20 protein-coding genes and 1 riboswitch are annotated in these 21,320 nt (G+C 36.1%); of the genes, 13 read left to right on the top strand and 7 right to left on the bottom strand.

Annotated elements, in window-relative coordinates:
• The first annotated feature begins 116 nt into the window (after positions 1–116).
• The 3 genes from F5ESL0237_RS07055 (at position 117) to F5ESL0237_RS07045 (ending at position 2,358) form a co-directional block, all read left to right on the top strand.
• Positions 117–962 carry a helix-turn-helix domain-containing protein gene (locus tag F5ESL0237_RS07055; protein ID WP_158593165.1) on the top strand — a complete coding sequence of 282 codons (846 nt, stop codon included), beginning with the start codon at positions 117–119 and terminating at the stop codon, positions 960–962.
• 185 nt (positions 963–1,147) lie between these two features.
• Positions 1,148–1,606, top strand: a complete 459-nt coding sequence (locus F5ESL0237_RS07050; protein WP_090092622.1) for a LytTR family DNA-binding domain-containing protein — start codon at positions 1,148–1,150, stop codon at positions 1,604–1,606.
• Positions 1,603–2,358 (top strand): hypothetical protein, encoded by a 756-nt coding sequence (locus F5ESL0237_RS07045; protein WP_122022308.1) that lies wholly within the window; start codon positions 1,603–1,605, stop codon positions 2,356–2,358. Before F5ESL0237_RS07050 ends, F5ESL0237_RS07045 begins: the two co-directional genes overlap by 4 nt.
• Before the next feature lie 182 nt (positions 2,359–2,540).
• Here the strand turns inward: F5ESL0237_RS07045 and thiE are convergent, their stop codons facing one another.
• Genes thiE through thiM form a run of 3 tightly spaced genes read right to left on the bottom strand, consistent with a single transcriptional unit; the run spans position 2,541 to position 4,820 of the window.
• The gene (thiE, locus tag F5ESL0237_RS07040) at positions 2,541–3,203 is read right to left on the bottom strand and encodes a thiamine phosphate synthase (RefSeq protein ID WP_122025079.1); all 663 of its coding nucleotides are present in this window, start codon (positions 3,201–3,203) and stop codon (positions 2,541–2,543) included.
• Positions 3,204–3,208: 5 nt separating this feature from the next.
• Positions 3,209–4,018, bottom strand: a complete 810-nt coding sequence (thiD, locus tag F5ESL0237_RS07035) for a bifunctional hydroxymethylpyrimidine kinase/phosphomethylpyrimidine kinase (RefSeq protein ID WP_122022307.1) — start codon at positions 4,016–4,018, stop codon at positions 3,209–3,211.
• A gap of 13 nt (positions 4,019–4,031) precedes the next feature.
• Positions 4,032–4,820 carry a hydroxyethylthiazole kinase gene (gene thiM, locus F5ESL0237_RS07030; protein ID WP_122022306.1) on the bottom strand — a complete coding sequence of 263 codons (789 nt, stop codon included), beginning with the start codon at positions 4,818–4,820 and terminating at the stop codon, positions 4,032–4,034.
• A 71-nt stretch (positions 4,821–4,891) separates the two neighbouring features.
• Positions 4,892–4,995, bottom strand: a riboswitch (TPP riboswitch).
• A 91-nt stretch (positions 4,996–5,086) separates the two neighbouring features.
• Here thiM and tenA point away from each other — a divergent pair.
• On the top strand, positions 5,087–5,746 hold the full coding sequence (gene tenA / locus F5ESL0237_RS07025) for a thiaminase II (protein ID WP_122025011.1): 660 nt from the start codon (positions 5,087–5,089) through the stop codon (positions 5,744–5,746).
• A 30-nt stretch (positions 5,747–5,776) separates the two neighbouring features.
• Here tenA and F5ESL0237_RS07020 read toward each other — a convergent pair whose 3' ends face one another.
• Together F5ESL0237_RS07020 and thiD (F5ESL0237_RS07015) are read right to left on the bottom strand one after the other, a co-directional pair.
• Positions 5,777–6,448, bottom strand: coding sequence for a type 1 glutamine amidotransferase (locus tag F5ESL0237_RS07020; RefSeq protein ID WP_122025010.1), 672 nt, complete (start codon positions 6,446–6,448; stop codon positions 5,777–5,779).
• Between the two features lie 64 nt (positions 6,449–6,512).
• Positions 6,513–7,325 (bottom strand): bifunctional hydroxymethylpyrimidine kinase/phosphomethylpyrimidine kinase, encoded by an 813-nt coding sequence (thiD, locus tag F5ESL0237_RS07015; RefSeq protein ID WP_369931604.1) that lies wholly within the window; start codon positions 7,323–7,325, stop codon positions 6,513–6,515.
• A 143-nt stretch (positions 7,326–7,468) separates the two neighbouring features.
• Here thiD (F5ESL0237_RS07015) and glpK point away from each other — a divergent pair, with 143 nt between their 5' ends.
• A complete protein-coding gene (gene glpK, locus F5ESL0237_RS07010; RefSeq protein ID WP_122025009.1) occupies positions 7,469–8,986 on the top strand; it encodes a glycerol kinase GlpK in 1,518 nt (505 codons plus the stop codon).
• A 15-nt stretch (positions 8,987–9,001) separates the two neighbouring features.
• Entirely contained in the window at positions 9,002–9,775 is a 774-nt protein-coding gene (locus F5ESL0237_RS07005; RefSeq protein WP_122025008.1) for a tyrosine-protein phosphatase, read from the top strand.
• A 55-nt stretch (positions 9,776–9,830) separates the two neighbouring features.
• Here the strand turns inward: F5ESL0237_RS07005 and F5ESL0237_RS07000 are convergent, their stop codons facing one another.
• Entirely contained in the window at positions 9,831–10,775 is a 945-nt protein-coding gene (locus F5ESL0237_RS07000; protein WP_122022294.1) for a class A sortase, read from the bottom strand.
• A 263-nt stretch (positions 10,776–11,038) separates the two neighbouring features.
• Between F5ESL0237_RS07000 and F5ESL0237_RS06995 the strand changes: the two genes are divergently transcribed.
• The 4 genes from F5ESL0237_RS06995 to F5ESL0237_RS06980 all read left to right on the top strand — a co-directional run bounded on the left by F5ESL0237_RS06995 (position 11,039) and on the right by F5ESL0237_RS06980 (position 16,333).
• Entirely contained in the window at positions 11,039–11,911 is an 873-nt protein-coding gene (locus F5ESL0237_RS06995; RefSeq protein WP_090092606.1) for a PRD domain-containing protein, read from the top strand.
• A 140-nt stretch (positions 11,912–12,051) separates the two neighbouring features.
• Positions 12,052–14,007: a beta-glucoside-specific PTS transporter subunit IIABC gene (locus tag F5ESL0237_RS06990; RefSeq protein WP_122025007.1), complete on the top strand. Its 1,956-nt coding sequence runs from the start codon at positions 12,052–12,054 to the stop codon at positions 14,005–14,007.
• 31 nt (positions 14,008–14,038) lie between these two features.
• Entirely contained in the window at positions 14,039–15,484 is a 1,446-nt protein-coding gene (locus F5ESL0237_RS06985; protein WP_158592439.1) for a glycoside hydrolase family 1 protein, read from the top strand.
• Positions 15,485–15,508: 24 nt separating this feature from the next.
• Positions 15,509–16,333, top strand: coding sequence for a histidine phosphatase family protein (locus F5ESL0237_RS06980; RefSeq protein ID WP_122025005.1), 825 nt, complete (start codon positions 15,509–15,511; stop codon positions 16,331–16,333).
• Between the two features lie 203 nt (positions 16,334–16,536).
• Here F5ESL0237_RS06980 and F5ESL0237_RS06975 read toward each other — a convergent pair whose 3' ends face one another.
• On the bottom strand, positions 16,537–17,772 hold the full coding sequence (locus F5ESL0237_RS06975) for an MFS transporter (protein WP_122025004.1): 1,236 nt from the start codon (positions 17,770–17,772) through the stop codon (positions 16,537–16,539).
• 144 nt (positions 17,773–17,916) lie between these two features.
• Between F5ESL0237_RS06975 and F5ESL0237_RS06970 the strand changes: the two genes are divergently transcribed.
• From F5ESL0237_RS06970 to F5ESL0237_RS06960, 3 genes are all read left to right on the top strand, one after another.
• A complete protein-coding gene (locus tag F5ESL0237_RS06970; RefSeq protein ID WP_122022289.1) occupies positions 17,917–18,840 on the top strand; it encodes a cytochrome C5 in 924 nt (307 codons plus the stop codon).
• Positions 18,841–18,999: 159 nt separating this feature from the next.
• Positions 19,000–19,605 carry a hypothetical protein gene (locus F5ESL0237_RS06965; protein WP_122025003.1) on the top strand — a complete coding sequence of 202 codons (606 nt, stop codon included), beginning with the start codon at positions 19,000–19,002 and terminating at the stop codon, positions 19,603–19,605.
• A gap of 367 nt (positions 19,606–19,972) precedes the next feature.
• A complete protein-coding gene (locus tag F5ESL0237_RS06960; protein ID WP_122025002.1) occupies positions 19,973–21,316 on the top strand; it encodes a 6-phospho-alpha-glucosidase in 1,344 nt (447 codons plus the stop codon).
• The last annotated feature ends 4 nt before the right edge of the window (positions 21,317–21,320 follow it).

The following is a 21,320-nucleotide window of genomic DNA, read 5'->3' as shown; positions in this document are numbered from 1 at the left end:
AGAAAGAGGCAAGTGAATCCGAACAAATATAATATTAATACTGATTGGGAAAAATAAATTCAGGCGTAATAAAAATTAAAAATATAGTATTGCAAGTAACAGGAATGGAGAAAATTATGACTATTGGTAGCTTATTAAGAAAATTTCGACTGAATAAAGAAAAAACTCAACGAGAGTGGATTGGGGATATTGTAAGTCCTTCCTATTACTCTAAGGTAGAAAAAGATATTCATCGTATTTCTGCAGAAGATTTAATAAGTTTACTGAGTTATAATTCTGTCTCTTTACTTGATTTTTTTGGTGAACTAAATAATTCTAAACAATCAAAATATAATCAAGAACGTGAATTAATGACGGTGATTAACGATGCCTATTATCGGAATTCAAAAAACGAATTGGTGAAGTTAAAAAAATTTGTTGATAAAAGTGATTTGCCAAATAAGGAGACTGACTTACTTTATCTGGATGCTTATATTGCTAATGTAAATAATGAAGATTTAAATGATACAGAAAAAAAGGCTCTAAAAGATGAAATATTTAGTAGACCTAATTTTGATAAGTCTAAGTTAGTGCTGTATTGCAATTTTATGATGTTCTATGATCTTGAAAGTAATATGTTAATTACTAGAAGGATAATTAAGCAATTCCAAGGATCCAATGATGTGAAGACGTTGGCAATGGTTCTAACTGTTATTGGTAATTTATTAATTCAGTGTATTGAAGAGAATGAATATGATGCAACACACTTTTTAATTATAGCTGCAGATCAAATCGATACTAAACCTGAATTGTTTTTTTATAAAAATGTTATTTTACTACTTAAAAATATGGTTAAGTATCATTACGAATCTAAAAACGAGTATTTGAAAATTTGCCAAATAGCAATTGAGAATTTTTCTTTATTGGGTATGCCTGAGTATGGCAAAGAATTAGAACGATTTTTTAAAAAACAAAATGGTTAATTATTAGCGGGTTATCTTTCTTGGCAGAATCTTTTCAATTACTTGTGAAAAAATTCTAACTATGATATTTACTTATTAAAATTGACCGCTTACTTAGATAAAGGAACCACTTGCACCATGTTGCTGGCTTTTACGTTTAAATTAGGGTTTAATTAAAATTACCAATTGAGAGGTAGGTGAGAGTTTTGAAAGTTAAAATTGATTTGAATGCGGATACTGCTGAAACAATGGTTACTATTCAGGCACCAGAATTAACAGCCGAAGTAGAAGAAATCTATCGGCAACTGCAAGAACTAAGCGAACGACCCAATCAACTAGAATGTTACAAAAATGAGCTGACATACTATTTAAATTTAGATGATATTCTCTTTTTGGAAACGGAAGGTCGTCAAGTAGTTGCGCATACAAAAGGTAATTCTTTTAGCGTTAATTATAAATTATATGAATTAGAGAAATTGCTTAGCTGGCAGTTTATGCGTGTTTCTAAATCGACTATTTTAAATTTAAAACAGGTTTATGCATTGACTAGATCAATTTCTAATTGCCAAGTACATTTTCGAGATTCTTACAAAGTTGTTTACGTTTCGCGCCGTTATTATCATAATTTGAGTGATAAATTAAATGAGAGAAGGTCCTTATCATGAGAAAACAAAAGATTAAAGAAATTTTGTGGGGCATTGGTTTAGTGGCAGCAGCCGTTTTCTTAATTCTTAATCAATTACAGCTTTTATCTTTTCATTTAGGCTTGGCCACTATTTTTTGGACAGTAATTTTTGCAGTAAGCTTAATCAATAGCCTCGTTAATCATAATTTGTTTGGTACAGTATTTTCAGTCGCCTTTTTATTGATTGTTTATGCTGAACCACTACACATCACTAGTATTGTTCCGTGGACGTTACTTTTAGCAACTTGTTTAGTGTATGCGGGATTACATTTGATTTTTGCAAAAAGCTGGCATCACTATCACACATCTTATTTTTTCAATAAGCGTCAAAGCAGAGGTTGGACGGAGGGCGAATTCACCTCTACCAAAAGTGATTTTGGTGATGACAACAGTGAAAATGATGAACGTCATATCGTGATTAACCAAAAATTATCGGAAATTTCGCGCTACGTTCATTCACAAAACTTAGAAACGGTCACTATTAATTCAACAATGGGTACAACTAGTGTTTATCTAGATTCTGCTAAACCGGCTGGCGATACGGTGATAATTAATGTCAATGCTTTAATGAGTGAGGTTGCAATCTACTTGCCATTGTCATGGCAACTTAAGGACAATTTAGCTACTATTTTGGGTGAAGTAGAAATTAATGGTACAGCAAAAGGCAATGGTCCAACGGTAATTCTGCGAGGATCAAGTAGATTTGTCTCAATTTCGATTAATTATATTTAAAAGAGCCGTAACAATGCACCTAGCCGTATTAAAAACCTCCTAGTATTGAAAAAATTTGAAGCAAAGTAAAGACTACTCTTATGAAGTATATTTAAAGAAGTAAAAAAGACAGTACTGAAGATAGTACTGCCTTTTTTGAAGTTAGCTAAGACTTTAAATAACGAGGAAGAAGCTAACTGTTCTTATTGTCGCTGCCAATTGGTGGTAAGCATTGCTGCAACCGTTTTTTTAATATCTTTACTTTGGGAAATCATTGAAATGACCGCTGCGCCAGCTACATTAGTTTGGGCAATTGCTGGTAAATCTGTAACCTTAATGCCACCAATTGCAACGATTGGTCTACGAGTGCGCTTGACTAGTTTAGCTAAACCAGTAAGACCTATTTCTGGATCAGCATCGTCTTTTGATTGTGTGGTAAAAATTGGACCACTGCCATAATAATCAATGCCAGCAATAAGGTCGCCTTTGGCAATTTCTGTCATAGTAGAACACGAGTAGCCCACAATCATCTGGCCGGCTACTTCATTTATTACCTGGGCAATATCTTCATCATCTTGACCAATATGGATTCCTTCAGCGTGAACTTTTTTGGCTAAAGCAACATCGTCATCGATAAAAAATGGCACATCATATTTTTGACAAAGCTGATGTAGTTCTTCAGCCATTGATAAGCGGTCACTTTGTTTCAAAGTTGATTTAGGACCCTTATCACGGAATTGATAAGCAGTAATGCCAGCTTTGAGAGCTTCTTCTACTAATTCTGGTAGACTTTTGTTTGCGGGCAGGTCTTGTGTTCCACAGACAAAATATGCGGTTAACTGTGTGGAATCAAATTTTTGCATAATTTCTCCTAGTTTATTTTTACCCAATGATTAAGTGGTCCGTGACCATGGCCAACTTGGATGGTTTCTGCGATAGCTTTGGCTACGTATTGTTTACCAAGTTTAATTGCAGCACTTAAAGTTTGACCGTGAGCGAGCTGAGCTGTAATTGTTGCAGCTAAAGTGTCACCGGTGCCATGAGTTCTTTTGGTGTGGGTACGTGGACTGCTAATCCAAAAATCGGTACCATCGGCTAAGAGGGCATAGTCGCGTACTAGTTCATTTTCAGCATGACCACCTTTGATTAGAATATTTTTCACACCCATCTCTTGTAAGGCATGAGCTAATGCGGGATACTGTTTTTCGCTGCTTGCCTTAATTCCCGTCAGTACTTCAGCTTCGGGCAAGTTGGGTGTTACTAAATCTGCAAGTGGTAAAAGTTCCTCTTTGACAGTTTTAACAGCATCCTTACTTAGCAGGGGTGCACCGCCTTTAGCTACCATTACGGGATCAATTGTAATGGGACCAAAATCATACTTTTTTAGGTTAAGAGCAACTTGATGCACGTGAGCTGCATCGCCAAGCATTCCTGTTTTGCAGGCACGGATCTTAAAATCAGCGGCAAGTGAAGTAAATTGTGCGTCAATTAGTTCTAATGGTATTAAAAAAGAGTCTTGTACACCAAGGGTATTTTGTGCGGTAACAGCTACCACCACTGCTGTACCAAAAACTTTTTGCATTTGAAAAGTCTTAAGATCGGCCATAATACCAGCACCACCACCAGAATCGGTTCCAGCGATTGTTAATACTTGGGGGAAAGAATTAATTTTTTCAGTCATAAAAAGCCGTCCTTTAGTCAAATTTTGCTATTTTTTCAATATCGGCAACTTGAACTTTAGCCAAGTAGTCTATCAGATGCATACCGAACGTGCCAGGGCCAATTTTTGGATGGTCTTTAGCTAGTAATTCGCCAGTAGCTGCAAATACCAAGGTGGCAGTTTGAGCTGCTTCAAATGGATCAGCCCCAACTGATGCAAAAGCTGCCACAATACTAGATAGTACATCACCTGAGCCAACATGGGCTTGAAATAGCGGGGTGCCGTTGTAAACATGTGCAATCTTCTTGCCATTGCTGATTGTGTCTGTTGCACCACTAGCAATAACAACACAGTCCAATTTTTGAGCCGTTTTTTGGGTGATTTGGTCAAGATTACCTGAACCCGAACCGGCATCAATTCCTCGGGCATTCCATTCAAAACCCCCTAAAGCTGCAATTTCGCCAGCATTACCACGGATTATGCTAACTGGAAATCTGTGGAGGAGGTCCTGCGCTGTTTGCAGACGATAATTAACCGCTCCTACAGCGACAGGGTCAAATACGATAGGCTTTTTATCTTGGGTAGCTAAAGCGCCTATTTTTTTCATTTGGGCAATTTGCAACTGGGTTAAGGTGCCGAGATTAAGGGTAACGCTTGAAGCCATCTTAACCATTTCTTCGGCTTCGGCAATTTCCTTACTCATAATTGGTGAAGCACCAATAGCATTTAAACTATTAGCAACATCTTGAACGGTGACAAAATTAGCAGCATTTAAAACAACCGGATTTTTTTCTCGTAATTCATTGAGAATATTTAACTTCATTTCAACCTCCAACAATTGCACTAGCCTACTTGCGTAAATAAAAAGCTTTGACACTATCATGTGTCAAAGCTTAACGGTTATTGACACGTTCCTACGCAAGAATTAGCTTACAGGTTCAAAGGGTCTAGAACGTAGTTCCATCTCAGCCGCGATGGGGGCTCCCCTCGTGTTATCGCTTTCTATTATAATGATTTTTTCTGTTTAATACAATTAAAAATAGGCATAAAATAAGAATAAAATTAATAAAGTAGAAAAGAGGCAAATTAATGAGTTTCACGCAGCAATTGCATCAAGCAGCACAAAATATATGGCAAAAAAGTCTGGTGCATCCTTTCATTACAGAATTACAAAGTGGCCAACTACCGTTAACAAAATTTCGGTTTTATTTACTGCAGGATCGATATTATTTAGTTGAATTTAGTAAGTTCCATCATCTATTAGCTGAACAAGCAGGTAATCCGCAAATCAAACAATTTTTATTGCAGAGTGAAGCAGATCTTAAGGCTTGCGAATGGTCTGTCCGCAGTGATTTTTTTACGGAATTAAAAATTACTCCAATGGAAATTAGACAAACAGCGGTTGCGCCTACGGCGTATAATTATGTCAATCATATGTATCTGACACTCGAACGTGATGGCTTTGCCCCAGCAATAGCTGCAATTGTTCCTTGTTATTGGTTGTATCAAGAAATTGGGCAAAAATTAGCTAAAGTTGGCTCACCCGTAGCACTCTATCAAACATGGATAGATACTTATGATAGTGACTGGTATGAGGTCAATGTGACACATATTTTGCAATTAATAAATATTTTGGCTAGTCAAGCCACCGCAACTGATCGTCAAATGATGCAAACAGCTTTTATTCGCAGTAGCTACTACGAATTACAGTTTTGGCAAATGGCTTACGCAAAAGAGCAGTGGAAATAAAAAACTGAACTAGCTAGTAGTTCAGTTTCCTTATTGAGCCGCAAGTCGTTTTTCATGCCGAGCCAAAATCATGTCAACAATTGCTTGGGCGACATTAAGGTTTTTTAATAATGGTCCATGAGAATAAGTACCAATAAAGTTATGATAACGTAGCCCTTCGACTTTATCTTGGGGATTATTACCATAACCTTCAATCATTTTGCCTAAAGGATGCAGTTTTTCTTTATCATCAAAATATGTTTGTCCTGAATGGTTTTCAAAGGCACTAACTTCACCCCAGTCGCTCAGATACCTAGTATCACCAATCATTCGCTTATCTGACTTAAAAACGGTGTGGAAGGGTAAGATATCTAGTCCTTTAATTGTAATGCCAGAATTAGTTTTGTAATAAGTACCAACTAATTGATAGCCCCCACAAACACCTAACATTGGGCCGTCACTATTGATATAGTTGGTTAAAGTATCTTTATGACGTGGTAAGTCTTTGGCAACTACAGTTTGTTCAAAATCTTGGCCACCACCAAAAAAAACAAAGTCATAGTCAAAAGCGTCAAAGCTATCGTTTAAAGAAATATTATCTATTTGAGTTGTATAATTTTGTTTTTTTAGTAAATAGCGAATAATTTTGACATCACCAGAATCACCATAGGTATTCATTAGGTCTTCGTATAAGTATGCAATTTTAATTGATTTATCTGCCATTTTATCTCTACCTCTATTCTTTGGTTAAAGTATATCCTAAAGGTAAAGCGTGAGCAAAAGATAATTATTCAATATCTTCTTGGGCAGCGAAATGATTAATTGGACCATATTTTGAGCCAACTTCAATTGGATGAGCGATTGCTTCATAAGTAAAATCTTTAGCAATTTTAACACTGTCAATAATTGACATTTTTTTGGCAAGTTCAGCAGCAATAACTGCTGATAGGGTATCGCCTGTGCCGTTAATTCGTTCAGTATTAATAAACGGCTTAGTAAATTCATAAACCTGACCGTCAGCAGCCAGCAGTAGATCGGTTACTTGGGTTTGGTAAGGACTATCGTGGCGCCCCTTCATTAAAACATTCTTCGCTCCCATTGCTTGTAACATTTTTGCCCCCATCAGCACTTCTTCTTTTGAATCCAAAGAAAGCCCTGTTAATTTTTGTTGTTCATAAAAATTAGGTGTAATGATATCAGCAAGTGGTAGTAGTTCATCTAAGAAAGCTTGGTAAGCGTCATCGTCAAGCAGGGTATTGCCATGTTTAGTCATAATAACAGGATCAATGACAATCTTACCCATATCATATTTACGCAAGTTAGCTGCAACGCAAGTAATAATTTCTTTATTAGCCAGCATTCCAGTTTTAAGAGCTGAAATTGCAAAGTCATCATTTAGAACATCAAATTGCTTTTGAATAAATGAAATGGGCATTACTTCTTGGGCATAGATTCCCGTGGTGTTTCCAGCAACAGCGGCAGTTAAAAGCCCCATACCATATACTTTTCGGGCATAAAATGAATGTAAATCTGCAGTCATTCCAGCACTACCATCACTATCATTCCCTGCAATTGTCAGAGTAATAATTTCTTTTTTCATTATTATGTAATCCTCTTTTAAATAAAAGTTTTATGTTCACAGTATAACTTAAAAAATAAGGACAATGCTATAATTATTTCTTGTAAAAGCAAGGTGGGGTAGTAAAATTATGATGAACCGCTTTCTTATAGAAAGGACAATTTATGGCGAAAAATTACATTATGGCAATTGATGAAGGAACAACCTCAACGCGGGCAATGATTATTGACCATCAAGGTCGAAAAGTTGCTTCTTCACAAAAGGAATTTCCGCAATATTTTCCACAACCAGGTTGGGTTGAGCACAAAGCAGAGGAAATCTGGCATGCAGTTCAAACTACAATTGCTAATGCGATTATTAATTCAGGAATTCGTCCAGAACAGATTAAAGGTATTGGCATTACTAATCAAAGAGAAACAACGGTAATTTGGGATAAAAAGACTGGTAAACCAATTTATAATGCAATTGTGTGGCAATCTCGTCAGACAACTAAGTTGGCTGAAAAATTGAAAAATGCTGGGTATAGCAAATTAATCCATAAAAAAACCGGTCTAATTATTGATCCGTATTTTAGTGCTACCAAAATTCGTTGGATTTTAGATAATGTTGCAGGTGCACAGCAAAAAGCGGAACAGGGTGACTTGCTTTTTGGGACGATTGACAGTTGGTTGTTGTGGAAATTAACGGATGGTGCAGTTCATGTGACCGACTATACGAATGCTTCCAGAACAATGTTATTTAATATCCATGATTTAAAATGGGATGAAGATATACTTGAATTGTTAAATATTCCTAAAAAAATGTTGCCAGAGGTTAAATCTAATTCTGAAATATATGGTTACACTAATTCGTATACTTTTTTTGGTGGCAAAGTACCAATTTGTGGTATTGCTGGTGACCAGCAGGCGGCTCTTTTTGGTCAATTGGCTTTGAAAAAAGGAATGGTAAAAAACACTTATGGAACTGGTTCATTCATTGTAATGAATACTGGTGAAGAACCGACTGAATCGGATAATAATTTATTGACGACTATTGCTTATGGACTTAATGGTCAAATTAACTATGCTCTTGAAGGCTCTATTTTCGTTTCAGGGAGTGCTATTCAATGGTTGCGCGATTCAATGAAATTGGTTAAAACAGCAGCTGAATCTGAAACAGCAGCTAAGTTATCCAAATCTGAAAATGAAGTTTATGTTGTGCCAGCATTTACTGGCTTAGGTGCTCCATATTGGGATTCGGCAGCCCGTGGGGCAGTTTTTGGGGTTACACGTGGAACAAATCGTAATGATTTTATTAAGGCCACACTGCAGTCATTAGCCTATCAAACTAGAGATGTAGTTGATACAATGCAGATAGATTCAGGAATCAAAATTCCAACTTTACGTGTAGATGGAGGCGCATCAAATAATGATTATCTTTTACAATTTCAAGCTGATTTATTAGGAATTAAAATTGAACGCGCTCAAACATTAGAAACAACTGCTTTAGGCGCAGCCTTTTTAGCAGGGCTGGCAGTAGGATATTGGAAAGATCTTGATGAATTAAAAGATATATTTGTTGTGGGCAAAACTTTTGAATGCCAAATGGTAGAGGAAGAACGCAACCGCTTGTATCAAGGATGGAAAAGGGCGGTTAAAGCTACGCAAGTTTTTGCTCATGGTGAAGAAGCATTGAACAAGTAGGAAAGAGTGAGTAAGTTGGCACACAAACGAATCATTAAATTAGATGGACCACTAAATTTTAGAGATATTGGTGGCTATCAAAATGAAAATGGACAAACAGTTAAATGGAATAAAATTTATCGCTCAGATTCGCTCAGCTCTTTAAGCGCAAGTGATCAAAAAAAATTAGCCCAATTGCGGATTACTACTGATTGTGATTTGCGTTCGCAATACGAAAAAAATACTGCGCCAGATATTTTATGGGCAAATGTCAAGTTGATTGATATCCCTGTATATGCTGAAGTCGGGGCCGATAAATCAAAGGAACATTATAATTCTCAGTTTTTGGGTCAACTACCCAGTCTAAATAACAATTTTATGGGTCGAATTTACCAGCAAACTTTACTTAATGCACATAGTCAGACGATGTTTGCTAAAGTATTTGCTGAACTTTTAACCTTACCCGAAGAGGAAGCCTTAGTATATCATTGCAGTGCTGGTAAAGATCGAACCGGTATGGTGTCAGTCTTAGTGTTAATGGCTTTGGGAATTGCGGATGACACAATTGCCCGCGATTATCTGTTAACTAACCAGCTTTACGATTTCGCGGTTTCGCGTCAGCTGCCCAGTAATGATGAGATTTCCCAAATGGTCGCTAAGATGAATGTAACTAAGGGGGAAGGAATTGCAATTAAAGGCATTACCGAAACCATTCGTCAGGGCTGGGGTGACTTTGCTACCTTTTTCAAAAAAGAATTAGGCTTTAGTATCATGGATTACCAGCAGTTACGAAAAATGTATTTAGTATAGAGTTAGTTTTAATATAAAAAAACTTCTAATTATAAATTAGTGAAGTATACTGCAATTAAAACCAAATCTTGCTTAGCGCTGCAATTATGATTAATAAGAACAGAATTGTTAAGCAAATAATAATTGTGCTTAATGTCCTAGTATTTTGAAAAAAACTAGGCTGTGTAATTAAGCTAGTTTGTTTTTGAGGGGCAATTGTTTTATGACCTTTATCAGTTACTAGGGTTATTTTTCTTGTTTGCTTAGATTCCTGCTTTCCGGTAAGTTCTGCTGCCAATAGATTCTTGCTAGTCGCCTTTGCTTTGCCGATTAGTTCTCCTTGAGCCACTGTACGGTGAGCACCATAACCATATTTAGAAGTATTGAAATCAGAACAAGTAATTAGGGTAAGTAGTCGCTTTTTTTGTACATTATTTTCTACTTCGACTTGGGTGGGTTTAATAGTAAAAGATATGTTTTGAATACGATAAGCATAAATATGATGTAAGTCGGTCACGTAGACTATGTCGCCCGCTTTAGCGAGGTGTAAGTTGTCTAAAACAGCTCCACCATAAGTTCCCATATAGTGCCCAGCCAGAACGTAATTATTCTGTCCCCCCATAATTCGCTCAGGTAGACAAGTTACTACGCCATAAGCTAAATTTTGATTATGACTACCATAGCCTGCAAATAAAGGGGTATGGATGTTAACGGCCGGTATTGCAATTTGGCCAATGGCATATGCTTTTTTGTGTCTAGAAGTAAGTAAACGCTTAGTAGTAATTGATTCAGTCTTACTAGCATCATAAGTTGTTTTATGTTGTTTATTTTGATCTGCTTTTTTAGCTGTTAGCTTGGAACTGGCCTGTTCAGCATTTAATTGAACCAAGTATGAGTTTCCTAAACCAGAACCAAAAAAGATTAGAGCAACTCCTGAATAAAATAGTAGCCCACTAACTAATAAGCGGATGGAGGCCCATAGTTTATTTTTAGCTGAATAATTTTGCTTTTTTTTAGTCATATAATTATCCTTTTTTAAAAAATAAATTTCTTTGCATGTACTTTATATTAAAATAGATACTTTGACAAACTACAAGACTATAAGTAATTGCAATGCCAAAAATCAAAACTTTAAATAACAAATAATTGTTGAAATCGCTTTAACAATGATGTATAATCTTTTAAGTAAATAAGTGTGTTACTGATTCGATCAGGCATTAACCTATGAACAACAAGTTTTTCATGCTGCTCATAGGTTTTTTTATTGAAGTAGGAGTAAGCTGAGTGAAATTTATTAAAAATTTTAACAACAATGCTGCTTTGGTGTCAGATGAATTTGATGTTGATTGGGTAGTAATTGGTAATGGAATTGGTTTTGGCAAAAAGCCGGGCGATTTTGTTGATGAACAAAAAATAACGCGACGTTTTGTTGCTGTTGAAAAGAACATTAAAATGATTGATAGTGTTAAAGATATCGATTCGCGGACTTTGGCACTAACTACTGATGTTATCAATTTAGTATCAATCAAATTAAAAGTAAAATTTTCTGATTACCAATATTTAGTTTTAGCTGATCACATTGATTTTATGCTTAAAAGGACAGACGAAGGCTTTACTTTGGGTCCGGATACGCTCAGCTGGGAAATAAGGAAACTTTTTCCTAAAGAATATACTGTTGCAAAAGAGGCTTTAGCTTTAATTGAACAAAAAACTAACTCTTCTTTTCCTAAATCAGAAGTAGCCTATCTTGCTTATCACTTTATTAATGCCAGTTCTAAGCAGACGAGACTCCAAGATACTGTCAAAATTACTAAACTAATTAGTGGCGTAGTTGAAATAATTGAGTATCAATATGGTATGCAATTAGATACGGAGTCTTTCAATTTTAATCGCTTTATGACCCATTTACGTTCGTTTATGGTGCGTCACCTTTATCAAATTAATGATGAAGATAATGGTAGTGAATTAGATCAGTCTCTATTAGAATTGATGAAGGTAAAGTACAAAAAGTCATACGAAACAGTTTTGAAAATTGGCACTTATTTACTTAAACAGGCCGGTTGGAAATTACAACCTGATGATGAAGTTTATTTAACACTCCATGTTTGGCGGGTAACGCATCGACAAGGAGACAGTAAAGCTAAGGAATCAGAGTAATTTTAAATATTAGTTTGTACGGTGTGTTACTGTTTACAGGCATTAACCCGAGAACGTAAAGAAAAGTCTATTGCAATGATGCAAGGGGTCTTCTTTAGGTTTGCGGGTTTTTATTTTGTTGTTTTTATTAGGAGGATCAGATGGCTTACGAAGAATTAAGTCGAGAAATTATCGCCAATGTTGGTGGTAAAGATAATGTCGCTAGCGTGGTGCATTGTACGACACGTTTGCGTTTCAAATTGAAAGATGAGAAAAAGGCAAATGACGAAAAGATGAAAGCGACTGATGGAGTACTTTCATTAGTTAAATCTGGGGGGCAATACCAGGTAGTTATTGGTAATAATGTTGCCGATGTTTATGATACTTTAATTAAAGTCGGTGGCTTTAGCGATGGCGGTGCAGTTAGTGATGATTATGTTGATAACAGTAACATGAGCATCGCTGATCGTTTTATTGATTTGATTTCTGGTATCTTTAACCCTATTTTAGGACCACTTTGTGCAGCCGGAATGATTAAGGGTTTCAATGCAATGTTTTTGTCTTTTGGCTTAGTAACAGCCAATTCTGGGACTTACATGATCTTGAATGCCATTGGTGACAGTTTATTCTACTTCTTGCCAATCATTTTAGGTATTTCTGCAGCTAAAAAGTTTGGGATTAATGAGTATCTAGGTGCAACGATAGGAGCTGCTTTGTGTTACCCAACTATCGTAGCTATGGCTGGTAGTAAAACAGCACTCTTTACGGTTTTCAAGGGCACAATTTTGCAAGCTCCAGTCCACATGACTTTCCTTGGAATTCCTGTTATTTCGATGAATTATACTTCATCAGTTATCCCAATAATTTTAGCAATTTGGTTTGCTTCAAAAGTACAAAAAATTGCGCGTAAGATTATTCCTGATGTGGTTAAAACTTTCTTAGTACCATTTGTTGTTCTTTTGATTACTGTACCGGTTACTTTTTTAGTCATTGGACCAGTGGCTACGTGGGCAGGTAATGCAATTGCTGCAGTTATTAGTGCTATTTACAACTTTAGTCCAATTTTAGCTGGTATTTTAATGGGTGCTTTCTGGCAAGTCTTTGTAATCTTTGGTGTGCACTGGGGCTTTGTTGCGGTGATGATGACTAACATTGCCGCTATGGGCTTTGATCCAATTGTTGGTCTATCGCTGGCAGCTTCATTTGCGCAAACTGGTGTTGTTTTAGCAATGATTTTCCAAACTAAGAATGAAAAAACTCGTAGTATCGCTATTCCAGCTTTTGTATCTGGTATTTTTGGGGTAACTGAACCAGCTATTTATGGACTAACACTTCCACGTAAAAAGCCATTTATTATCAGTTGTATTGCCTCTGGTATTGGCGGTGGACTAATTGGTATGTTTGGTACAAAGCTCTATATCATGGCTGGAATGGGCATCTTCTCAATTCCAGGTGCAATTGGTAAAAATGGTGTTGATGGGACAGTTTACGGCTTAATGATTGCTATGGCTGTGGCAACTGTCTTAGGGTTCTTATTACAAATGCTCTTTGGAAAAAATAGTGTTGATGCTCCAAGTGATGGTCAAGCTGCAAACAATACTGATTTAGCAGCTTCAGCAGCTCAAACTGAACCAGTTGTCAAAACTAGCGCTACAGCGATGAACCAAGCTGAAACTTTAGTTGCGCCTTTAGCAGGTACAATTGTGCCGTTAAATGAAGTTAAGGATGAAGTTTTTGCTAGTGGTTCAATGGGTAAAGGAGTCGCTATTGATCCTAAGGAAGGTAAAGTTTGTGCACCATTTGATTGTGAAGTAGCAATGGTGTTCCCAACCGGACATGCAATTGGTCTTAAATCAGCAAAAGGCGCTGAGGTAATGATTCATATTGGAATGGATACGGTTGAATTAGATGGAAAAGGTTTTAAAATATTAGTTAAGAAGGATCAAGCTGTTAAGGCAGGTGAACCTTTGATTGAATTTGATATGGCGGCAATTAAGAAGGCTGGCTATCCGGTAACAACACCAATTGTTGTTACTAATTCAAATAGCTATCAAGATGTTACAGTTCTAACTAGTGGTAATGTGACCTTTGGCGATCAACTACTAGATTTGAAATAATTAGTAAAGAAAGAAGTAAAAGAAGTATATGATGACTACAAATAATTTTCCTAAAGACTTTTTATGGGGTGGTGCTACTGCAGCTAACCAATTAGAAGGTGCTTATCAAGAAGACGGTAAAGGTCTATCAGTAGCTGATGTTTTACCTGGTGGTAAGGATCGAATGAAGATAATCGCTTCACCAGATTTTGACTTTTCAATTGATGCAAAGCAAGTCTATCCTAACCACATTGGTATAGATCATTACCATCATTTTAAAGAAGATATTGAATTGTTTGGTGAAATGGGCTTTAAGTGCTATCGCTTTTCAATTGCTTGGTCCCGAATTTTTCCTAATGGGGATGAAGAAACACCTAACGAAGCAGGTTTGAAGTTTTATGATGCCGTAATTGATGAATGTTTAAAGAATAATATTGAACCAGTTATTACTATTTCGCATTATGAAATGCCGCTACATTTAATTAAAGAATATGGTGGCTGGAAGAATAAGAAGTTAATTGGTTTCTTTGAAAACTTTGCTCGAACTGTTTTAACTCGTTATCAGGATAAAGTTAAATATTGGATGACTTTTAATGAAATCAACAGTGCAGCTCATTTTCCAATCATGAGTCAGGGCTTAACTGTAAGTAATGGTGCCTTAGATAAGAAGAACGTTTATCAAGCTTGGCACAATCAATTTGTTGCTAGCTCAAAAGCAGTTAAAATTGGTCATGAATTGGATCCAGAAATGAAAATAGGTTGCATGATTCTTTATGCGACAACTTATAGCTACGATTCAAATCCTAAGAACCAATTGGCTACTTTGCAAACTAATCAAGCTAATAATTTCTTCTGTGCTGATGTGCAAGTACGCGGCCATTACCCAGCATATACGAAGAGTTTGCTAGCCCGTCAAGGGGTTCAATTATCTGATATTGACTACACTGACGAGGAACTAGAATTATTAGCCAAATATCCAGTTGATTATATTGGCTTTAGCTACTACATGTCATCTGTTGTTGATGTAACACATGAAAATCAAGAAACGGCTAACGGCAACTTAATGGGTGGTGTTAAGAATCCATTCCTAGAGTCAAGCGACTGGGGTTGGCAGATTGACCCAGCTGGTTTAAGAATTGCGCTCAACCAATTATCTGATCGCTATGAAAAGCCATTATTTATTGTGGAAAATGGTTTGGGTGCAGTAGATGAGCCGGATGAGAACAATTATGTAGCTGATGATTACCGCATTGATTATTTGCGTGAACACATCGAAGCTATTTCTGCAGCAATTGCTGATGGTGCTGATGTGATGGGTTATACCCCTTGGGGCTGTATTGACTTAGTTAGTGCTTCAACAGGTGAAATGTCTAAGCGTTACGGCTTCATTTATGTCGATGAAGATGATCAAGGTCAAGGAACGTTTAACCGTTTCAAGAAGAAGTCATTCGATTGGTATAAGCAAGTTATCTCCACTAATGGAGCAGATTTAAGCTAAAATTTATAATTTAGGAGTAAGAAAATGAAACATAAATTGTCCCATTTTTTAGTACTATTAATTAGTGTAGTCAGTGCATTTTCATTTAGTGTACATCCAGTTAGCGCTAAAGGTAAAAGCAATAAGCCAGTAACAATTTATTTAACTCGTCATGGAGAAACTACTGCTAATGTGATGCATTTAGCGCAAGGTTGGAGCGACTTTACGTTAACTGAAAACGGCATTAAGGGTGCAGAATATCTAGGGAAGGGCTTAAAAGGTATTAAGTTTAGTGCTGCTTATTCGGGCGACTTATCTCGGCAAGAAAAAACGGCTAAAGGGGCCTTGAAATATTCTGGTAACAAAAAAGTGCAACTGAAAGTAGATCCACGTTTGCGTGAGTGTAATTATGGCAGTTACGAAGGTCGACCAGATATTGCTAAAAATGTACCGGAAATTGCAGAATATTTAGGTTATACTAGCCTCGAAGATTTTCAAGCAAAAACCGGTAAAATGTTGCAAAACAAGATGCAAGATGGTTATTATGGTTTAGATCAACAAAACAAGTTGAATACTAATCTTCCAGCGCAATATCGCGCAGAAAGCTCAGGGACGGTTGAAAAACGTATGACTGAAGTTTTGACCATGATTGCTAAGAAGCAACAGAAAAAAGGTGGCAATGTCTTGGTAGTTAGTTCAGGTATGTCCATTAACTTGTTCTTATCGACACAAAACTATCCAGAATATCAAGGAACTGGAATGGCCAATGATGCGGTTACTAAATTAGTTTATAAGGATGGCAAGTTTAAGCTTGCTGGTGAAATCGGCAGTTTGAAATACTTTGATGCTGGTAAAGCAGCAAGTAAGTAATACTAACTCTAATTATTTATCAATAAAAAGCGTGATATTTAAAATCACGCTTTTTTTATTGAATAATTTTAGTAAGTAATTATTTGTATCAATCTTAATAATCACATATAAAATAAATTGAAATTCAGTTAAGTTTTTAGTTATTAGAGGTTTCAGCGCAATATAAGGATTTAAGTGCAAAACTTCTAATCACTAAGTTGATATTATTTATTGTTGCTTTTAAGACTAAATAGGATAATTAAGACGAAGTTAATTGCTAGCATCAGTCCGGTCGTCCAAAAGACGGTTGCATAATTGAACACACCGGAAATTGTGGAACCCATTAATGAGCCAAAGACAGAACCTACGGCTTGGAAAGACTGATTATAACTAAAGATACGGCCAAAACTTTCAGATGGTGTATTTAAAGTTAAGACTGTTTGTGCAGCGGGAAGCATTGCGGCACTGGCAATTCCAAGCAAGAAGCGCAAACCAGCTAAGATCCAAGGTGAATGTGTAAGTGCCATAGGAATAAAAAGAATACCACCAACAATTAACCCAACACGTAAAATTTTAAGTGGACCAATTTCATCCATTTTGTGGCCAATTTTAGATGCAGCTAATAGAGTACCAAGACCAGGAGTTGCAGCAACAATTCCAGCGACAAAAGCGATATTTTTACTATTAGGCATCATTGATTTAACATAAAGCGAAACGATGGGATCAATTGACATGTTAGCAGCTTGGACTAGTAAAGTGGTGACAAACATAGCAGCAATTAATTTTACATGTGGTAAAGTATGCATAATTTCGCTCATTGGTTTCATTTCTGCTCGCGAAACGGGAGTAAAATCTTCTTTAACTAAAAAAGTTGATCCTAAGAAAACTAGTACCATCAAAAATCCTGTAATAAAGAAAGGAATTCGATAGCCCCAAGCACCTCCAAGCCAGTTACCAAAAAAGTTTGAGAGAACACCACCTAAAAGGGGTCCTACTAAGTTACCAGCGGTTCCAGCGGTCATCATCTGGCTCATAACCCAACCACTTTTTTGGTGTGGGGTTTCTCCAGCAATTAAAGCAGTTGCATTGTTAATATAACCTGAAAAAGCGCCCTGAATAAAACGCATTACAATAATGTAGATCGCGTTAGGTGCAAAACCGGTTGCTGTGATTGTTAAAGCCATTACCCCAGATGCCCGCATACACATTAATTTGCGGCCCTTACGATCAGCTAAATTTCCCCAATAAGGTGAAACTATTGCCTGGGCAATAAAAGTCATTGCAAAAGCTAGTCCGGAATAAAGGCTAACTTGTAATTGCGTGTAGTGACCTAAGTCAGCAATAAATAATGAGATAAAAGGCATTGTCATTGAATAGCCCATGCCGGTAATAAAGCAGCCTAACCACAAGGTATAAAAAGCTTTGTGCCAATTAGCTGGTAATTTAGTCGATTGTGTCAAAATTCCCTCATCTTTCTTTTTTTAATTTATTAAAAATTATCGTCTTTTTTATTCTAGCACAATAAATTTAATAAGAATTTACTAAACCATAAAAATTATACTTAAAACGTGTTAGGATAGTACTTTTGAAAGGAAGATTGTTCTATGGGTAAGCAGTCACATATTACTAGAAATGAGTACCGTAAAAAATACATGACAAATAATGAAAAAGCCGGTAGTTCTTCCCCAACGGTGCGCACATCTCAAACTGAAAAAGCGCGTACTAACTATCGTCATCTCAAATTGAATTTTTGGGAAATATTTTCTGATCGGCCTTATTTAGCAGTTACAGTTATAGTATTAGCGATTTTCTTTATAATGGCTAAATTATGGTTACTATTAGTTTTATTACTATTATTGGTGATAGTAGGTGTGTTGGTGATTGCGCGTAGCCATCATCCCAATCAAGTATTGAGTTTAGAATTTAAATTAAAAGCGCAACGAAAATTAAGTATGCTACGTTCGCTACAATTTGGTGGCTCAATTATTATGTTTTTAGCAACTTATATGAAAAAAGTTGTAACGGTTAATTTTTCAACTGCAGGCTCAACTGATGGGTTACAAGTAATTCAAGGAATTTTGTCAAATCGTGCGGGTATTTATGGACAACAAGGGTCATATTTCTTAAGTTTACTTAATACCTTAACTGGGGGACAATTATGGGGGAAGTATCGCTATGCTACTAATAGTGCGCAAATGATGAATAGTAATGCAGGTCGTTTAATTATTATATGGGTTTTACTTTTAATGTTGGCACCGGCATTCTGTGTATTGGCTCAATTTTTTCGTGAACCACATGCTCGTAATGCCACTTTAGTTGCGTCATTGATTGCTACGGTGGATTTATTACTAACCCCTTATTTAATGCGTAAATGGATTGTGGCTTATGCGATGGAAAATAGATTAGCGCATGAGCAGGCGATGGCGGCTATCAGTATAGGACCTATGGCATATATTGCAATGTTATGTTCAATTTTAGTTTTAATGATTTCTATTTATCGGATAATTAAACAAGATAAATTTGACTGATATAAACCGTTTCCACTATGGAATGCGGTTTTATTTTTTTAAAACAATTAAGTATTAATTAAATATACTTATTGTAAGCGTTTGCTAATAAGAATCTTAAGAAGTATAATTTGTAGCATATACTGAAACCGTCATGCTTACAGAAAAGGAGAAAAGTAAATGAAAAAAGCAAAAATAATTACTTTAATTACGACCTTGGGGCTGTCCTTAGCAGGAGTAGCTACGGTTGCTGTGCACCCTGAACAAACTATTCAAGCGGCCGTAGAAGGTAATAAATACGGCCTTGGCAAACGCTATACCTTACCGCAAAATTTACGCGGGACATGGTATACCCAAGTTTCAAATATGTCACCAATGAAGATCACTAAGCATTCTTTTTCAAGACCTGGGACTAATGGCAAAAAGCTTTACGCCGTTGTCTATGTTGTTGGCAAAGTTAAGGGAACGAATAAATATCCTTGGCAAATGACAGGTAAGTTCGACAAGTATTATGAAAAAGCGATGAGAATTGAAAAAACACGCAAGATGCGGGGATTAAAGTGGACCGTGATTGGACCAGTGGATGACCATGCTCCCAAGATGGCCACAGCTTATACCATGCATGAAGAAAACATAGATGGGCAAACCGTTAAAGTTGTCTTTGAAGCAGATTATACAGGTAAAGTAGTCAATCAGTACTTTACAACGTTAGAATTAGCTCAAAAATATGGTAAGCAAAAATTCACTGATATGACTTATTTTAATTTAGACAAGTTACCACAATAATAATTCTTAAATAAAAGGTCTAAGTTCTCAAATTCGAGAACTTAGACTTTTTAGTATATTATTTTTTAGCGCGATAAAAGAAAATTTCACGTGCAGCAACTAGTGAACCAGATGATTGATAAATAAAAGGGAAAACCATATCTTTTTTGAGATATGGCTTTTGCTTAGCTGTAGTTAAGTATAGTACCAATTAAGAATTTTGAAAAATATTTCTTAAAATGAAACAAATAATTCAAGTTATGAAATACGTGTCTTCTTTTAAAGAAAGCGCATACAAAAAGTAGAAAAAATGTTATAAATAAACTTGTAAGCTAGCTACAAAAATAATACCGCTTCATATGGATATATGAACTAAAGGAGAAAACAAATGTCTAAAAATGATAAACGTTATTCGGTTGTGATTGCTGGTGGAGGAAGTACCTTCACACCTGGCTTTGTATTAAGTTTAATTGCTAATGAGGATAGGTTTCCATTAAGAAAACTGAAGTTTTATGATAATGATGCAAACAGACAAAAGAAAATTGGTGACGCGTGTGCAATTATTATGAAAGAGCGTGCACCAGAAATTGAGTTTTCATATACTACTGATCCGGAAGAGGCATTTACTGATGTTGATTTTGTAATGGGGTCAATCAGAGTAGGTAAATATGAAATGAGAGACCATGACGAAAAAATACCATTAAAATATGGAGTTAATGGTCAAGAAACAACAGGACCCGGTGGAATGGCATATGGTTTGAGATCAATTCCTGCAATTATACAGATTATTGATTGGATGGAAAAATATTCACCTAATGCTTGGATGATTAATTATTCTAATACAATTGCTATTGTTGCAGAGGCTTGTCGTAGATTTAGACCAAATTCAAGAGTCATTAACATTTGTGATATGCCAGTAGCAATTATGACTAGAATGGCACAAATTTGTGGATTAAATGATTACCATGATCTTGATGTTAATTACTACGGACTTAATCATTTTGGTTGGTGGAAAGAAGTTAGAGATAAAAATACGGGTAAAGATTTGACTCCACTATTAAAAGAACATCTTTCAAAAAATGGTTACTGGATTGGGGGTGAATTTGATAAAGATACAGAGGAAAGTTGGGCTGAAACTTTTAAGAAAGCTAAGGACTGTTTTGCCCTTGATCCTGAAGCATTACCAAATACATATTTGCAATATTACTATTATCCACAATATGAAGTTTCCAATGCAGATCCAAATCATACACGAACTGATGAAATTCGAGAATATCGTGAAAAATTGGTTTTTGAAGAATGTGCAAGAATTGTTAAAGCTGGTACAGCAAAAGGTAATTTATGGGAAGCAAGTGTTGAGCATTCAAATTATATTGTTGATATTTGTCATGCTATAGCTTATAACACCCATGAGAAATTTTTTGCTAATATTGCTAACAATGGTGCTATTTCTAATATTGATCCTGATTCAATTGTTGAGGTGCCTTGTTGGTTTGGTTCTGATGGTGTTCAAGCAATGGCAACTGGTGAAGCTGGAGTATTTGAGCGTGGAATGATTATGGAACAACAAACATGTGAAAAACTAGTTGTTGATGCCTATGAACAAAAGTCATATACCAAGATGTGGCAAGCTTTTGCACTTAATAAAACAGTTCCTGATGCATTGGTGGCAAAAAAGATTCTTGATGATATGATCCCCGTTAATAAGCCATATTGGCCAGAACTTAAGTAATTGC

This window comes from Lactobacillus sp. ESL0237 (assembly GCF_003692985.1).
GTDB classification, from domain to species: Bacteria; Bacillota; Bacilli; order Lactobacillales; family Lactobacillaceae; genus Lactobacillus; species Lactobacillus bombicola.
The sequence above is the reverse complement of the archived record's forward strand: the minus strand, read 5'-3'. Positions and strand labels throughout refer to the sequence as shown.

Coding starts and splice junctions, on each gene's coding strand:
- F5ESL0237_RS07055 (WP_158593165.1), top strand. CDS start 117: ATGACTATTGGTAGCTTATTAAGAAAATTTCGACTGAATAAAGAAAAA.
- F5ESL0237_RS07045 (WP_122022308.1), top strand. CDS start 1,603: ATGAGAAAACAAAAGATTAAAGAAATTTTGTGGGGCATTGGTTTAGTG.
- thiD (WP_122022307.1), bottom strand. CDS start 4,018: ATGACTGAAAAAATTAATTCTTTCCCCCAAGTATTAACAATCGCTGGA.
- thiM (WP_122022306.1), bottom strand. CDS start 4,820: ATGAAGTTAAATATTCTCAATGAATTACGAGAAAAAAATCCGGTTGTT.
- tenA (WP_122025011.1), top strand. CDS start 5,087: ATGAGTTTCACGCAGCAATTGCATCAAGCAGCACAAAATATATGGCAA.
- F5ESL0237_RS07020 (WP_122025010.1), bottom strand. CDS start 6,448: ATGGCAGATAAATCAATTAAAATTGCATACTTATACGAAGACCTAATG.
- thiD (WP_369931604.1), bottom strand. CDS start 7,325: ATGAAAAAAGAAATTATTACTCTGACAATTGCAGGGAATGATAGTGAT.
- glpK (WP_122025009.1), top strand. CDS start 7,469: ATGGCGAAAAATTACATTATGGCAATTGATGAAGGAACAACCTCAACG.
- F5ESL0237_RS07000 (WP_122022294.1), bottom strand. CDS start 10,775: ATGACTAAAAAAAAGCAAAATTATTCAGCTAAAAATAAACTATGGGCC.
- F5ESL0237_RS06990 (WP_122025007.1), top strand. CDS start 12,052: ATGGCTTACGAAGAATTAAGTCGAGAAATTATCGCCAATGTTGGTGGT.
- F5ESL0237_RS06985 (WP_158592439.1), top strand. CDS start 14,039: ATGACTACAAATAATTTTCCTAAAGACTTTTTATGGGGTGGTGCTACT.
- F5ESL0237_RS06980 (WP_122025005.1), top strand. CDS start 15,509: ATGAAACATAAATTGTCCCATTTTTTAGTACTATTAATTAGTGTAGTC.
- F5ESL0237_RS06970 (WP_122022289.1), top strand. CDS start 17,917: ATGGGTAAGCAGTCACATATTACTAGAAATGAGTACCGTAAAAAATAC.
- F5ESL0237_RS06965 (WP_122025003.1), top strand. CDS start 19,000: ATGAAAAAAGCAAAAATAATTACTTTAATTACGACCTTGGGGCTGTCC.
- F5ESL0237_RS06960 (WP_122025002.1), top strand. CDS start 19,973: ATGTCTAAAAATGATAAACGTTATTCGGTTGTGATTGCTGGTGGAGGA.